A 14480-nucleotide genomic window follows, 5' to 3' on the forward strand; every position below is an offset into this window, starting at 1 on the left:
GTCACAGACCCGTGTTCACAGGCGAGACCTCGGTGTCGCGGCGCCGGCGCACCACCCGGAACACCGCGCTGCCCGCCACGACCGTGACCCCGACGCCGATCACGCCCGCGAGGCCACCGGAGAGCCGGGCGTCGGAGACGTCCTTGACGCCGTACTCGGCGAGCGGGGAGCCGGCCGTCGCGTGCTTCTCGGTCTTCCTGTCGATCCCCTGGTCGTGCGCGACCTTCTCCAGGCCGTCAGGGTTCGCGGAGGCGTAGAAGCTGACGAAGCCCGCGAGGACGAGGGAGGTGACCAGGCCCGTCACCCACAGCGCGCGGCGGGAGGTGCGCGCCGTCACGGGCGCCGTGAGGGCCGTGGGAGCGGGGGGAGCGTCCACGAGCGCGCCGTTCACACGCAGCTTGAGCCGCTGCCGCAGGCCGCGCGCGCCGTGCACCAGGTCGGGGCGTACGGCGATGACGGCGCTCACCGTGAGCGCGGTGATGACCGCCTCGCCGATGCCGATCAGGACGTGGACGCCGATCATCGCGGTCGCCACCTTGCCGAGGGAGACGTCCGTGGTGCCGCCCACGGCGTAGATCAGTGTGAAGGCGACGGAGGCGGCCGGCACGGAGACCAGCGCGGCGACGAAGGACGCGATGGTCACCGAGCGCCGTTTGCGGGGCAGGACGGTGAGCAGGGCGCGGAAGACGGCGTACGACACGACCGTGGTGACCAGCGCCATGTCGGTGATGTTCACGCCGAGCGCGGTGAGCCCGCCGTCCGCGAACAGCACGCCCTGCATGAGCAGGACGACCGACACGCACAGCACGCCCGTGTACGGGCCGACGAGGATCGCGGCGAGCGCTCCGCCCAGCAGATGACCGCTGGTTCCGGCCGCCACGGGGAAGTTGAGCATCTGGACGGCGAAGATGAACGCCGCCACCAGACCGGCCAGCGGAGCCGCCTTCTCCTCGAGTTCGCTGCGGGCACCGCGCAGGCTCACCGCGAGGGCGCCGGCGGCGACCACTCCGGTGACCGCGGAGGTCGGGGCGTCGATGAATCCGTCAGGTACATGCACGGTTCGATTTTAACGGCTTGTTGCGAAAGCTTTGCAAGAACGAAGCTATCGCGGGCTGTCTGTAGCCCCAGGAAGCGCAAACCGGAAAATATGGCACATTGGAGAGGAGGCGGACGAACGGCTTCCGCTCATGGTGACTCAGCGTGAGAGGGCGGTCCGATGTCTGTGGTCGAACAGTACGCCCGCGCCCACATCGTCACGGACGAGGAGGACCCTGGGGCCGTACCCGTGGTGCTGCGGTACGACCCCGACAGTGATCCACGATCGGTGCGGGTCGATCTGCCCGGCACCCACGAGTGGACCTTCTCGCGCGCGTTGCTGGAACGAGGACTGCGGGCACCGGCCGAGAGCGGCGACGTACGGGTGTGGCCGTGCGGGCGCGTGCAGGCCGTCGTGGAGTTCCACTCCGACAACGGTGTCGAGGTGGTGCAGTTCGAGTCGAAGGCACTGCTCAGGTTCCTGCGCCGCACCTACACCGCGGAACCCGTACGGAGCTGATCAGCCGCCCATCTTCAGCAGGGCCGCCACGATCGGTCCGGCCGTGTCGCCGCCGTGGCCGCCCGCCTGGACCACGCCCGCGGCGGCGAGGTCGCCCCGGTAGGCGGTGAACCAGCCGTTGGGCTTCTTCTGCCCGTCGACCTCGGCGGAGCCGGTCTTGGCGCCGTAGTCCCCGCTCATGCCCGCCATCGCCTTGGCGGCGGTGCCGTAGTCCGCCGTGAAGCGCATGACGTCCTTCAGCTGGCCCTGGGTGTTCGACGACATCGCGCGCGTGGCCTTCGCCAGCGTGCGGTTGTCCACCGAGGGCGAGACCAGGTAGGGCTGGTGGAAGGCGCCCGCCTCGACCGTCGCCGCCACCGACGCCATGTTCAGCGGGTTCATCCGCACCCCGCCCTGTCCGATCAGCGAGGCGCCCATCTGCGCGCCGCTCTGCACCGGCACGGAGCCGTCGAACGACGGGACGCCGATGGCCCAGTTGTCCATGCCGAGGCCGTAGACCTGCTGGGCCTCCTTGGTCAGGTCGTCGTCGGACAGCTTCGGCGCGAAGTCGATGAAGGCGTTGTTGCAGGAGGCGCCGAAGCTCTGCTTGAACGTGCCCTTCTTGATCTCGGAGTCGGCGTCGTTGTGGAACGTCCAGCCCGCGAGCTTGTACGTCTTGGGGCAGGGGTGGGAGGCGTCCGGGGTGACGAGCTTCTTCTCGAACAGCATCGTCGACGTCACGATCTTCATCGTGGAGCCGGGTGCGAGGGAGCCCTGGAAAGCGACGTTGAAGCCGTGCCCGTTGTTGGCGACCGCGAGGATCTCGCCCGTGGACGGCCGCAGCACCACCACCGACGCCTGCGACTTCCTGGCCACCTGCTGCTCGGCGGCCGCCTCGAGGGTCGGGTCGAGCGTCGTCTTCACCGTGCCCGGCGTGCCCTCGCTCAGCGTCACGAGCGTCTTGTCGGACAACTGGGCCTTCTGTGAGGCCTTGCCGCGCACCACGCGCAGCTCGATGCCCGCCTTGCCGCCCGCCGTCTTGCCGTACTTCTCGCGCAGCCCGTCCAGCACCGGGCCCAGCGACGGGTACTTGGCGGTCGTCACCTCGCCGCCGTCGCGGTCCAGGGCCTTGACGGGCGGAGTGCCGGACTCGCCGGTGACGAGCGTGTCGCCGTCCTGCACGTCGGGGTGGAGGACCGAGGAGTGCCAGTCGACCAGCGGCTTGCCGTCGCTCGCCCGGCGCACCACGGTGAGCGAACTGCCGTACGCCAGCGGCTTGCTGAGCTTGTCGTACGACACCGTCGCCTTGACGGAGAACGGCACCTTCGGGCCCGTGGCCGCGCCCGGGGTGAGCGTGACGCCCTTCAGGCGGGCGTCCTTGGTGAGGCCGGTGAGTGACGTGGTCGCGTCCGGGGCGTCGGTCGTGGCGGCGGCCGCCTCGGAGACCCGGCCCTGCTGCCAGGCCGTCAGGAACCGCGTGGAGGCCGCGCGGACCTCGGCGGCGCTGAGCGGGCCGGTCTTGACGGCCTTGTGGCCGGCCGCGGCGGAGGTGCGCTGGTCTGCCGCCGCCCCGCCGCCGGTCAGCGCGTAAACAGTGAACCCGGTGCCGGCGACGACCACGGCGATCACCCCGCCCAGCACGGCGGGTCGGGTCGTCTTCCGTCGCTCGGCGACGCGCCTTCTGTTGCCCACAGCCTCAGTTCCTCCGTGCCTTCCCCAGGGTCCCCGCCGCCCCTTCACACTCCCCAACGACGGCAAACACCTTAAAGTCCCCGCCTTTGAGGGTGACGTCAGCCGGAATTCCGTAGCACGGTTGCGACAATCGGGCCGCCCGCGCCGATTCTCGCCGTCGCGGTCAGCACGGCCAAGTCGTCATCCGAGCCGGACGAGAACGCGCTGACGTTCACATACCACCGGCAAAACGGCGACAACTACATCAGCCAGACATTGTCCATCAGGAACACCAACAGCGACACGGTCGTCCCCGTACTGGCGCTCACCGCGCTCGACCGGCACGGTCACCAGCTGCCAGGGGTGCGGGTCCGAACCGTCTACGGCAGCGACAGCGGCCGTCTGGCGGTTCCTTACGGGTGGGGTTACGACATTTTGCGCTTCTCGGGGCCCGGCGAGCACCAGGTCTACGACGTTCGCGTCACCGTTGCCCACCTGGCCCCGGCCAAGGCCCGGGCCGGCATCCACCCGGTGACCACCCAGCCGCTGGACGCCGCCGGGCGCGCCGTGAGCAGGTTCTCCCGCTTCACCGCCGTGCGCGTGACGAACACCGACGCCTTCGCGGTTGCGGTGCGGGTCGCCTACCTCGTGTACGACCAGCCGGCCGAGGGCGAGACGCAGCAAGCGATCTCCGTCACCCCCATCGGAGGGCTCGTCCGCGTCCCGGCCGACGGTACGGCGGTCGTCGAGGTCACCGGTGCCGCCGCCCGCGCGGTCGCCAGGTACTCCGACGGCCCGGCAGTGAGCGTCAAGGCCTACGACTCCCAGTGACCGGGCGACGGGTCGAGGCACATCCGTCCGGCTACACCCAGGTGTCCAGCCACATCCGCGACCGCCAGGAGTCGATCGGGATGGACGTGCCGGTGTAGAGCGGCCAGAAGTAGATGAAGTTCCAGGAGATCAGCAGGACCAGCACGCCCGCCGCCGAGGCGCCCACCAGTCGGCGGGTGTCGCTCGAGTCCGGCGGGCCGATGATCGCGCCGATCAGCATCGCCACCGCCAGGCAGAGGAACGGCAGGAAGACGACCGCGTAGAAGAGGAAGATCGTCCGCTCCTGGTACAGGAACCAGGGGAGGTACCCGGCCACGATGCCGCAGGCGACGGCGCCGGCCCGCCAGTCGCGGCGGAACGCCCAGCGCCACAGCACGTACAGGATCGCGAAGCAGGCCGCCCACCACAGCAGCGGTGTGCCGATCGCCAGCACCTCCCGGGCGCACTTCTGGCCCGCGTCCGCCGGGCAGCCGTCGGCGCCGGGGTTCGGGGACTCGTAGAAGTACGACACCGGGCGGCCCAGCACGATCCAGCTCCACGGGTTGGACTGGTAGGTGTGCGGGGAGGTCAGCCCGACGTGGAACTTGTACACCTCGTGCTCGTAGTGCCACAGGCTGCGCAGCCAGTCCGGCAGGAAGGTCCAGCTGCCGCCCTTGCCGTCGGTGGCCGCCCAGTTGCGGAAGTAGCCGCCGGTGCCGTCGGTCGGGGAGAGGATCCAGCCGAGCCAGGAGAGCAGGTAGACGGCGATGGCCACCGGAACGGTCGCGACGAAGGCGAGGCCGGTGTCGTACTTGAGAGCTGCGGCATACGGGTGATAAGCGCCGGCCGTCCTGCGGGCGCCGACGTCCCACAGGACCGCCATCACACAGAACGCCGCCAGGATGTACAGGCCGTTCCACTTGGTGCCGATCGCCAGGCCCAGCATCAGCCCGGTGGCCCAGCGCCAGGGGCGCCAGCCGAAGCGGAACGTGTCGGCCACGCGCGCGTCCGGGCGGACCCGGCCGTCGGCGCCCACCGGCAGGGCCGCGGCCAGCCTCGTCCGTGACCGGTCCCGGTCGACGACCAGGCAGCCGAACGCGGCCACCACGAAGAACATCAGCACGCCGTCCAGCAGCGACGTCCGGCTCATCACGAAGTGCAGGCCGTCCACCGCCATCAGCGCGCCCGCGAGGCAGCCGAGGAACGTCGAGCGGAAGATCCGCCGCCCGATCCGGCACAGCAGCAGCACGCTCAGCGTCCCCAGCAGGGCGGTCATGAACCGCCAGCCGAACGGGTCGAACCCGAAGACCAGCTCGCCGAGCCCGATGACGTACTTGCCGACCGGCGGATGCACGACGTACGACGCGTCCGTCGGGATCGCGAGATGGCCGTGCGTCCGCAGGACCAGATCGTTGGCGTTCTTGTCCCAGTTGACCTCGAAACCGCGGTGGACGAGCGCCCACGCGTCCTTGGCGTAGTACGTCTCGTCGAATATCACCGCGCGCGGGCTGCCCAGGTTCCAGAACCGCATCAGGCCCGCCATCAGCGTGACCAGCAGCGGACCGCCCCAGGCCGACCAGCGGACGATCCGCCCGGCGAGGACCGGCGGCACACCGAGCGCCTGCCACAGCCGCGGGCTGGGCTCGGCGTACGGGGGCACCAGCCGGTCGCGTACGTCGCCCGACGGCGCGTCCTTGCCCGGTACGTACCCGAATCGGCGCAGCCGCTGCTGCCACGCCGGACGCTGATCGTGCGGCGCCTGGCCCTGCCGGAGGTCCATGGAGGACGCGGTACTGGTCACCCGCGCCATGGTAGGGAACCGATCTGTGCGAGTCCCGTGCATGTGCGGTACCGGTCGGGAAGCGGTCACTCTCCGACCGCTGCGGGGGCGGGCCGCACGGTGGCCGGGGGCTGGGAGGATGGGGGTGTGACTGGAACCCTTGTCCTGGCAGGTACCCCCATCGGCGACATCGCGGACGCGCCGCCCCGGCTCGCCGAGGAGCTGGCCGGCGCCGACGTGGTCGCCGCCGAGGACACCCGGCGGCTGCGCCGGCTCACCCAGGCGCTCGGCGTCACGCCCAAGGGGCGCGTGGTGTCGTACTTCGAGGGCAACGAGTCCGCCCGCACGCCGGAGCTGGTCGAGGAGCTGCTCGGCGGCGCGCGCGTGCTGCTCGTGACCGACGCCGGCATGCCGTCCGTCTCCGACCCCGGCTACCGGCTGGTCGCCGCCGCCGTCGAGAAGGACATCCGGGTCACCGCGGTGCCCGGCCCGTCCGCCGTGCTCACCGCGCTCGCCCTGTCCGGGCTGCCCGTCGACCGCTTCTGCTTCGAGGGCTTCCTGCCGCGCAAGGCGGGCGAACGGCTGTCCCGGCTGCGCGAGGTCGCGGACGAGCGGCGAACCCTCGTGTACTTCGAGGCCCCGCACCGGCTCGACGACACCCTCGCCGCCATGGCCGAGGTCTTCGGCACGGAGCGGCGGGCCGCCGTCTGCCGCGAGCTGACCAAGACGTACGAGGAGGTACGGCGCGGTCCGCTGGGCGAGCTGGCGCGGTGGGCCGCGGAGGGGGTGCGCGGGGAGATCACCGTCGTGGTCGAGGGAGCGCCCGAGGCCGGGCCCGAGGAACTCGACGCGGAGGAGCTGGTGCGGCGGGTACGCGCGCGTGAGGAGGCCGGGGAGCGGCGCAAGGAGGCGATCGCGGCCGTGGCCGTGGAGGCGGGGGTGCCCAAGAGAGTCGTGTTCGATGCCGTGGTCGCCGCAAAGCGTTCCACCGGCTGAGGCTGCCTCCGGCCTGCCGGAAAACCCCCTCTGAGCAGGGGCGTTCTCGGGTGAGCGGACGGGCCATGGGACGGCAAAAGACTGTCGCCGATGGCAAAGGGAAACGGGACCGAACGGGGCATGTTCGGCAAGGAAGCGCCAAATCGCCTCCAACACTGGACAGCCCTGCTGCGTCCGCGCCGGTGAAGGCGTCCACTGGTCGAAGGGACGCACAACCGTCCCTCGTCCAGCGGACCAGAGGAGCTGGCATGAGCGAGATCGCAGGGCAGACCGGCCTCCGTGGTACGGCCACAGCCGTCGTTCACGAGTCGTATTCGTTCGCCTGCATGCGCTGCGGGCACGGCTGGGAGCAGTCGTACGCGATAGAGCACCACACGGACGCCGACGGGCAGGACTTCGTGCTGTACGTGGCGGACGGCCGGATCGTGCCGTCGCCGCTGAGCCGGCCCAGCTGCCACAACTGCGACGGTCACGTCGTGCGGATCATGCGCGCGGGGCAGGTGTCGTCCGTGCGCGGTGCCTCGCAGCACCACAGCGTGCCGCTGGCGGGCCCGGTCGAGGCGCCCCAGGTGCCCGGTGCGCCCACCGCGGTGCCCGCCGTGCCCCGGGAGCCGCACCACTGGCATCTGTCGGATCTCCTGCACCCGTTCCAGCGCAAGGCCGGCTGAGCCGGGCTCCGGCCGCTGAAGGCATGCCCCTTTCGTAGGATCGGGGCATGCCTTCGAACGCCGGCCAGAGCACCAAGGACGACAAGCACAGCGCCCCGCCGCTGCCGGCACCCCTCAAGGTGCCCGTCGCCGACTCCCACACCCACCTCGACATGCAGTCGGGCACGGTCGAGGAGGGCCTCGCGAAGGCCGCGTCGGTGGGCGTGACGACCGTCGTCCAGGTCGGCTGCGACCTCAAGGGCTCGCGGTGGGCCGCCGAGACCGCGGCCGCGTACGACAGCGTCCACGCCACCGTGGCTCTGCACCCCAACGAGGCCCCGCGGATCGTCCACGGCGACCCCGACGGCTGGTCCAGGCAGGGCGCCCGTGAGGCGGGCGGTGACGCCGCGCTGGACGAGGCCCTCGCCGAGATCGACCGGCTGGCCGGGCTGCCCCAGGTCAAGGGCGTCGGCGAGACGGGCCTGGACTACTTCCGCACCGGGCCCGAGGGCAAGGCGGCCCAGGAGCGGTCCTTCCGCGCCCACATCGAGATCGCCAAGCGGCACGGCAAGGCGCTCGTCATCCACGACCGCGACGCCCACGCCGACGTCCTGCGCGTGCTGAAGGAGGAGGGCGCCCCCGAGCGCACCGTCTTCCACTGCTACTCCGGCGACGCCGGGATGGCGGAGATCTGCGCCCGCGAGGGCTACTTCATGTCCTTCGCCGGCAACGTCACCTTCAAGAACGCCCAGCACCTGCGCGACGCCCTCGCCGTCGCCCCGCTGGAACTGGTCCTCGTGGAGACCGACGCGCCCTTCCTGACCCCGGCGCCCTACCGGGGCCGGCCCAACGCGCCCTACCTCATCCCGGTCACGGTGCGCGCCATGGCCGCCGTGCGCGGCATCGACGAGGACACGCTGGCGAACGCCCTGGGCGCCAACACCGCGCGCGCCTTCGGCTACTGAGCACACGCGCGCGTACGGGCAACAGTACGTAGTCGCGTCGCTTTGGAGAGTGACGGCCGCTCCGCTAGGTTCTGGGGGCCCGATCCGGACCCCTCTGGCACCCCCTGGAGCGTGTCGGCGTGAGCAAGTCGCAGTACGAGACGGTCGAGACCCATGAGCCGTACGGCGGTGACGTGTCCGTGCACAGCGCGGAGACCCTGCCGTACGGCGTGTACGACGGCCACAAGGACACCTACCGGCCCGCCTACGAGGCGCAGGCGTACTTCGTCACCGAGCCGGTGCTGCCCCGGCGGGGCGCGGGGGGAGGCGGGGGCGTCGGCGTCGCGCGGGCCGGGAGTGTGCCGGAAGAAGTGCCAGAGGAAGAGGGGTACGGCGCGGAGGTGCCCGCCGGAGTGAGCGGGCGGGCCGCGCGCCGGCGCAGGGCGCGCTGCGCCGAGCGCCCGGAGTCCGCCGTGCGCCGCCTGCTGCCGCAGGCGCTGGTCGTGGCCTTCCTCGCCGGCGGCACCACCGCGTTCATCGCCCAGGACAAGGCGATCGAGCTGACCGTCGACGGCAGGCAGCGCACCCTGCACACCTTCGCGGGCGACGTGCGCGAGCTGCTCGCCGACGAGGGCGTACGCGTGGCGGCGCACGACATGGTCGTGCCCGCCCCCGGCACGGCGCTCGCCAGCGGCGACGCCGTCGCCGTGCGCTACGGGCGCCCCGTCCGGCTCACCCTGGACGGCGAACGGCGCGAGGTGTGGACGACGGCGCACACAGTGGAGGGGGCGCTGAACGAACTGGGAGTGCGCGCCGAGGGCGCGTATCTGTCCACCTCGCGCTCCCAGGCCATCGGACGCGCCGGGCTCGCGCTCGACGTACGCACCGAGCGCGCCGTCACGATCATGGCGGACGGCCGGACCCGCACCATCCGCACCAACGCGGCCACCGTCCGCGAGGCCGTCGAGGAGGCCGGGATCACCCTGCGCGGCCAGGACGCCACCTCCGTCCCGCCGGACAGCTTCCCGCGCGACGGGCAGACGGTCACCGTTCTGCGGGTCAGCGGCACCCGGGAGGTCCGCGAGGAGCAGATCCCGTTCGAGGTCCGGCGCACCGAGGACCCCTCCCTCTTCAAGGGCACCGAGGTCGTCGCCCAGCCCGGGCAGCCGGGCCTGCGGCGCGACACCTACCTGCTGCGCACCGTCAACGGGGTCCGCGAGAAACCGCGCCGGGAGACCTCCGAGGTGGTGCGCAAGCCGCGCCCGCAGATCGTGCGGGTCGGCACCAAGAAGCCGCCGGTCTCCGTGGGCGGCGCCGACCACCTGAACTGGCGGGGCCTCGCCGCCTGCGAGTCCGGCGGCCGCCCGGCCGCGGTCGACGCCTCGGGGACGTACGGCGGCCTCTACCAGTTCGACACGCACACCTGGCACAGCCTCGGCGGCAGCGGCCGCCCCCAGGACGCATCGGCCGAGGAACAGACGTTCCGCGCGAAGAAGCTGTACGTACGGCGGGGTGCGACACCATGGCCGCACTGCGGGGCACGGCTGCACGGCTGACCGCCCGCGGCCGGGCAGGTCGTACCGCCCCGTACCCTTGTCCCGTGAGCAGCCCCACCCCCGACGCCCTCCTCGGTCCCGCCGACATCCGTGAGCTGGCGGCCGCGCTCGGTGTCCGTCCCACCAAGCAGCGCGGCCAGAACTTCGTGATCGACGCCAACACGGTCCGTCGTATCGTCCGTACCGCCGAGGTCCGCCCCGACGACGTGGTCGTGGAGGTCGGGCCGGGGCTCGGGTCCCTCACGCTCGCGCTGCTGGAGGTCGCCGACCGGGTCACCGCGGTCGAGATCGACGACGTACTCGCCGCGGCCCTCCCCGCCACCGTCGCCGCGCGCATGCCGGAGCGCGCCGACCGGTTCGCGCTGGTCCACTCCGACGCGATGCACGTCGCCGAACTGCCCGGCCCGGCCCCGACGGCCCTGGTGGCGAACCTGCCGTACAACGTCGCCGTCCCCGTGCTGCTGCACATGCTCGACACCTTCCCGAGCATCGAGCGCACCCTCGTCATGGTGCAGTCCGAGGTCGCCGACCGGCTCGCCGCCGGACCCGGCAACAAGGTGTACGGCGTGCCGTCCGTGAAGGCCAACTGGTACGCCGAGGTGAAGCGGGCCGGGGCGATCGGCCGCAACGTCTTCTGGCCCGCGCCCAACGTCGACAGCGGGCTGGTCTCGCTGGTCCGGCGGGCCGAGCCGATCAGGACCACGGCCTCCAGGCAGGAGGTCTTCGCGGTCGTCGACGCGGCCTTCGCGCAGCGCCGCAAGACCCTGCGGGCCGCGCTCGCCGGCTGGGCCGGGTCCGCCGTCGCCGCCGAGGCCGCCCTGGTCGCGGCCGGGGTCTCGCCGCAGGCGCGCGGGGAGTCGCTGACGGTGGAGGAGTTCGCGCGGATCGCGGAACACAAGGAGAGCGGCACGTGAGCGTCACGGTACGGGTCCCGGCCAAGGTCAACGTCCAGCTCGCGGTCGGCGCCGCGCGCCCCGACGGATTCCACGACCTCGCCAACGTCTTCCTCGCCGTCGGCCTGTACGACGAGGTCACCGTCACCCCGGCCGACGAGCTGCGCGTCACCTGCGCGGGCCCGGACGCCGGCCAGGTCCCCCTGGACCGCACCAACCTCGCCGCGCGCGCCGCGATCGCCCTCGCCGCGCGCCGGGGCATCGAACCGGCCGTGCACATCCACATCGACAAGGACATCCCGGTCGCCGGCGGCATGGCGGGCGGCAGCGCGGACGGCGCGGGCGCGCTGCTCGCCTGCAACACCCTGTGGAACGCCGGCGCCTCCCGCGCGGAACTGCTGGCCGTGTGCGCCGAGTTGGGCAGCGATGTGCCGTTCAGCCTAGTGGGGGGCGCCGCGCTCGGCATCGGGCGGGGCGAGCGGCTGACCGTCCTCGAGGTCGGCGGCACCTTCCACTGGGTGTTCGCGATGGCCGAGCGGGGGCTGTCGACCCCGGCGGTCTTCCGCGAGTTCGACCGGCTGGCCGAGGGGCGGGAGATTCCGGAGCCGGTGGCTTCGGCGGAGCTGCTGGAGGCGCTGGCGAAGGGGGACGTGGAGGCGCTGGCGGCGGCTGTGTCCAATGACCTTCAGCCTGCGGCGCTGTCGCTGTTCCCGGAGCTTGCGGACACGCTGGCGGCTGGGCGCGGGGCGGGTGCGCTGGCTGCGCTGGTCTCCGGTTCCGGGCCTACGACGGCGTTCCTCGCGCGGGATGCCGAGACGGCGGAGAAGGTGGCGGCGGCGCTGCGGGCGTCCGGCACCTGCCGCAGCGTGCGGACGGCGGCAGGGCCGGTGGCGGGGGCGACGGTGGTCTGAGGGCCAGGCCCTCAGAGTTCGTCGATCGCCGTCAGGTCGATGTCGATGGGGTACGGCTTGTCGACCTTGATGCGGTCGCGATGCATGCCCATGTGGACGTACGCCTGTGTGAGCGGGTCAATTTCGTAGACGTGGACGATGGGCCTGCCGTTCGTCCCGCTCGCCTCGACGCGCCAGAAGTTCGGGATTCCGGCGGCGGCGTATTTCTGCGGCTTGGTCGTGCGGTCGCGGGACTCGGACTCGGGGGACACCACTTCGACGGCCAAAAGTACGTCGCTGGCCTGGTAGCTCGTCTGGTCCGGCCCGGTGATTGCGTCGGTCCGGATCACGCTCACATCGGGTTCGGGGCCGTTGCGCCTGTCGAGGATCACGGTCATCTCCCGGCTGACCCTGAATTCGGCAGGCAGGCCACTGCTGCGCAGGCCGAAGACGAGCAGGTCAACCACGTTCCCGTGGAATCGGCGCTGCGGACTCACGAAAACCAGGCTCCCGTCGATCAGCTCGGTGTGCGGCGGGAGATCCGGCAGCGTGAACAGGTCGTCCACGGTGTATCCGTCCAGCGGCGGCACCGGCCATTGAACGCGGTGCTCTACGGACTCGGCGGTCATGGTTCCTCCCATGGACGGGATCCTGCTGCCTGCCCTCCACGGTAGCCGCCGCATCCCGATCAAGTCACCACAAAGAGTGACCGCCCCCTCGCGCCCCGCCCCCACCCTCCGAGGCCCTACGCTAGAAGGCTGACCGTCCCCGCGCACAGGAGTGAAATGGCCGTCAACCTGGTCAATGTCGAGAACGTCAGCAAGGTGTACGGCACCCGTGCCCTGCTGGACGGCGTCTCGCTCGGTGTGTCGGAAGGGGACCGGATCGGGGTCGTCGGGCGCAACGGCGACGGCAAGACCACCCTCATCCGGATGCTCGCCAAGCTGGAGGAGGCCGACACCGGACGCGTGACGCACTCCGGCGGGCTGCGGCTCGGCGTGCTCACCCAGCACGACTCCCTCGACCCCGCCGCCACCGTCCGCCACGAGGTCATCGGCGACATGGCCGACCACGAGTGGGCCGGAAACGCCAAGGTCAGGGACGTACTGACCGGGCTGTTCGGGGGGCTGGACCTGCCCGGGTTCCCGAAGGGGCTGGACACCGTCATCGGGCCGCTGTCGGGTGGTGAGCGGCGCCGGATCGCGCTGGCCAAGCTGCTCATCGAGGAGCAGGACCTGCTCGTCCTCGACGAGCCCACCAACCACCTCGACGTCGAGGGCATCGCCTGGCTCGCGGACCACCTGCGGAACCGCCGCTCGGCGCTGGTCTGCGTCACCCACGACCGGTGGTTCCTCGACCAGGTCTGCACCCGCATGTGGGACGTGCAGCGCGGTGACGTGTACGAGTACGAGGGCGGCTACTCCGACTACGTCTTCGCGCGCGCGGAGCGTGAGCGGATCGCCGCCACCGAGGAGGCCAAGCGGCAGAACCTGATCCGCAAGGAGCTGGCCTGGCTGCGGCGCGGCGCCCCCGCGCGTACGTCCAAGCCGCGCTTCCGGATCGAGGCCGCGAACGAGCTGATCGCGGACGTGCCGCCGCCCCGGGACAGCAGCGAGCTGATGAAGTTCGCCTCCTCGCGGCTCGGCAGGACCGTCTTCGACCTCGAGGACATCACCGTGCAGGCCGGGCCGAAGGTGCTGCTCAAGCACGTCACCTGGCAGCTCGGCCCGGGTGACCGGATCGGCCTCGTCGGTGTCAACGGCGCCGGCAAGACCTCGCTGCTGCGCGCCATGGCCGCGGCCGCCCGTACGGAGGGCGAGGAGCAGCCGGCCGCCGGGCGCATCGCCGTCGGCAAGACGGTCAAGCTCGCCTATCTCTCCCAGGAGGTCGCCGAACTCGACCCCGCCTTGCGGGTCCTGGAGGCCGTGCAGCGGGTACGCGAGCGCGTGGACCTCGGCAAGGGGCGCGAGATGACCGCCGGGCAGCTGTGCGAGACGTTCGGCTTCAACAAGGAGAAGCAGTGGACGCCGGTCGGCGACCTGTCGGGTGGTGAGCGGCGCCGGCTCCAGCTCCTGCGTCTGCTCATGGACGAGCCCAACGTCCTCTTCCTGGACGAGCCGACCAACGACCTCGACATCGAGACCCTCACCCAGCTCGAGGACGTCCTCGACGGCTGGCCCGGCTCGATGATCGTCATCTCCCACGACCGCTTCTTCGTCGAGCGCACCACCGACCGCGTCTTCGCCCTCCTCGGCGACGGCACCCTGCGGATGCTGCCGCGCGGCATCGACGAGTACCTGGAGCGACGGCAGCGCATGGAGGAGGCGGTCGCCGCGCAGGCCGCCGCCGCGGCGCCCAAGCCGGCCACGTCCGAGAAGAGCGCCGCCGACCAGCGCGCCGCCAAGAAGGAACTCCAGAAGATCGAGCGTCAGTTGGACAAGATCTCCGAGAAGGAGTCCAGGCTGCACGCCCGGATCGCCGAGAACGCCACCGACTTCGCGAAGGTCGCGGAACTGGACGCCGAGTTGCGCGATCTGGCCGGGGAGCGCGAGGAACTGGAGATGCGTTGGCTGGAGTTGGCGGAGGACGCGTAGGGTCCGCCTCTTGAAACAGCCCTGCGCGCGGATCGATTCAGGCCGCGCGCAGGGCTGTTGCGTGCGCCGCGTGAAGGGGGCGTGAAGGCGCATAACGGCGGCATCACGGGCCGGTCCTCCCTTGGGAACAGCGCCGGATCCGGGCCCGTGTGCTGTCAGTACCGG

General features: G+C 71.6%; 13 protein-coding genes. 9 read left to right on the top strand and 4 right to left on the bottom strand.

Features of this window, described 5'->3' with window-relative positions:
* Position 1 precedes the first annotated feature (1 nt).
* Positions 2-1057 carry an energy-coupling factor ABC transporter permease gene (locus ACH47Z_RS27280; protein WP_399078080.1) on the bottom strand — a complete coding sequence of 352 codons (1056 nt, stop codon included), beginning with the start codon at positions 1055-1057 and terminating at the stop codon, positions 2-4.
* A gap of 159 nt (positions 1058-1216) precedes the next feature.
* On the opposite strand from ACH47Z_RS27280, the gene ACH47Z_RS27285 reads away from it, so the two are divergent.
* A complete protein-coding gene (locus ACH47Z_RS27285; RefSeq protein ID WP_399078082.1) occupies positions 1217-1555 on the top strand; it encodes an SsgA family sporulation/cell division regulator in 339 nt (112 codons plus the stop codon).
* Here the strand turns inward: ACH47Z_RS27285 and ACH47Z_RS27290 are convergent, their stop codons facing one another.
* Positions 1556-3226: a penicillin-binding transpeptidase domain-containing protein gene (locus ACH47Z_RS27290; protein ID WP_399078084.1), complete on the bottom strand. Its 1671-nt coding sequence runs from the start codon at positions 3224-3226 to the stop codon at positions 1556-1558.
* Positions 3227-3481: 255 nt separating this feature from the next.
* Here ACH47Z_RS27290 and ACH47Z_RS27295 point away from each other — a divergent pair, with 255 nt between their 5' ends.
* Positions 3482-4036, top strand: a complete 555-nt coding sequence (locus ACH47Z_RS27295; RefSeq protein WP_399078086.1) for a hypothetical protein — start codon at positions 3482-3484, stop codon at positions 4034-4036.
* A 31-nt stretch (positions 4037-4067) separates the two neighbouring features.
* Here ACH47Z_RS27295 and ACH47Z_RS27300 read toward each other — a convergent pair whose 3' ends face one another.
* Complete coding sequence (locus ACH47Z_RS27300; RefSeq protein WP_399078088.1) at positions 4068-5816, bottom strand: dolichyl-phosphate-mannose--protein mannosyltransferase; 1749 nt, start codon at positions 5814-5816, stop codon at positions 4068-4070.
* Positions 5817-5942: 126 nt separating this feature from the next.
* On the opposite strand from ACH47Z_RS27300, the gene rsmI reads away from it, so the two are divergent.
* The 6 genes from rsmI (at position 5943) to ACH47Z_RS27330 (ending at position 11742) form a co-directional block, all read left to right on the top strand.
* Positions 5943-6791, top strand: coding sequence for a 16S rRNA (cytidine(1402)-2'-O)-methyltransferase (rsmI, locus tag ACH47Z_RS27305; protein ID WP_399078090.1), 849 nt, complete (start codon positions 5943-5945; stop codon positions 6789-6791).
* A gap of 248 nt (positions 6792-7039) precedes the next feature.
* On the top strand, positions 7040-7459 hold the full coding sequence (locus ACH47Z_RS27310) for a hypothetical protein (protein WP_399078093.1): 420 nt from the start codon (positions 7040-7042) through the stop codon (positions 7457-7459).
* A 47-nt stretch (positions 7460-7506) separates the two neighbouring features.
* On the top strand, positions 7507-8403 hold the full coding sequence (locus ACH47Z_RS27315) for a TatD family hydrolase (RefSeq protein ID WP_399078095.1): 897 nt from the start codon (positions 7507-7509) through the stop codon (positions 8401-8403).
* A gap of 119 nt (positions 8404-8522) precedes the next feature.
* Entirely contained in the window at positions 8523-9938 is a 1416-nt protein-coding gene (locus tag ACH47Z_RS27320; RefSeq protein ID WP_399078097.1) for a ubiquitin-like domain-containing protein, read from the top strand.
* 44 nt (positions 9939-9982) lie between these two features.
* Positions 9983-10852: a 16S rRNA (adenine(1518)-N(6)/adenine(1519)-N(6))-dimethyltransferase RsmA gene (gene rsmA, locus ACH47Z_RS27325; protein ID WP_399078098.1), complete on the top strand. Its 870-nt coding sequence runs from the start codon at positions 9983-9985 to the stop codon at positions 10850-10852.
* The gene (locus ACH47Z_RS27330; protein ID WP_399078100.1) at positions 10849-11742 is read left to right on the top strand and encodes a 4-(cytidine 5'-diphospho)-2-C-methyl-D-erythritol kinase; all 894 of its coding nucleotides are present in this window, start codon (positions 10849-10851) and stop codon (positions 11740-11742) included. The genes rsmA and ACH47Z_RS27330 overlap by 4 nt, the downstream gene beginning before the upstream one ends.
* Positions 11743-11753: 11 nt before the next feature.
* Here ACH47Z_RS27330 and ACH47Z_RS27335 read toward each other — a convergent pair whose 3' ends face one another.
* Positions 11754-12350, bottom strand: a complete 597-nt coding sequence (locus tag ACH47Z_RS27335) for a Uma2 family endonuclease (protein WP_399078102.1) — start codon at positions 12348-12350, stop codon at positions 11754-11756.
* Positions 12351-12506: 156 nt separating this feature from the next.
* On the opposite strand from ACH47Z_RS27335, the gene ACH47Z_RS27340 reads away from it, so the two are divergent.
* Entirely contained in the window at positions 12507-14315 is a 1809-nt protein-coding gene (locus tag ACH47Z_RS27340; protein WP_399078104.1) for an ABC-F family ATP-binding cassette domain-containing protein, read from the top strand.
* Positions 14316-14480: the final 165 nt, after the last annotated feature.

The sequence above is a fragment of the Streptomyces sp. NPDC020192 genome, assembly GCF_044388685.1.
GTDB lineage: Bacteria > Actinomycetota > Actinomycetes > Streptomycetales > Streptomycetaceae > Streptomyces.

Coding starts and splice junctions, on each gene's coding strand:
- ACH47Z_RS27285 (WP_399078082.1), top strand. CDS start 1,217: ATGTCTGTGGTCGAACAGTACGCCCGCGCCCACATCGTCACGGACGAG.
- ACH47Z_RS27310 (WP_399078093.1), top strand. CDS start 7,040: ATGAGCGAGATCGCAGGGCAGACCGGCCTCCGTGGTACGGCCACAGCC.
- ACH47Z_RS27315 (WP_399078095.1), top strand. CDS start 7,507: ATGCCTTCGAACGCCGGCCAGAGCACCAAGGACGACAAGCACAGCGCC.
- ACH47Z_RS27335 (WP_399078102.1), bottom strand. CDS start 12,350: ATGACCGCCGAGTCCGTAGAGCACCGCGTTCAATGGCCGGTGCCGCCG.
- ACH47Z_RS27340 (WP_399078104.1), top strand. CDS start 12,507: ATGGCCGTCAACCTGGTCAATGTCGAGAACGTCAGCAAGGTGTACGGC.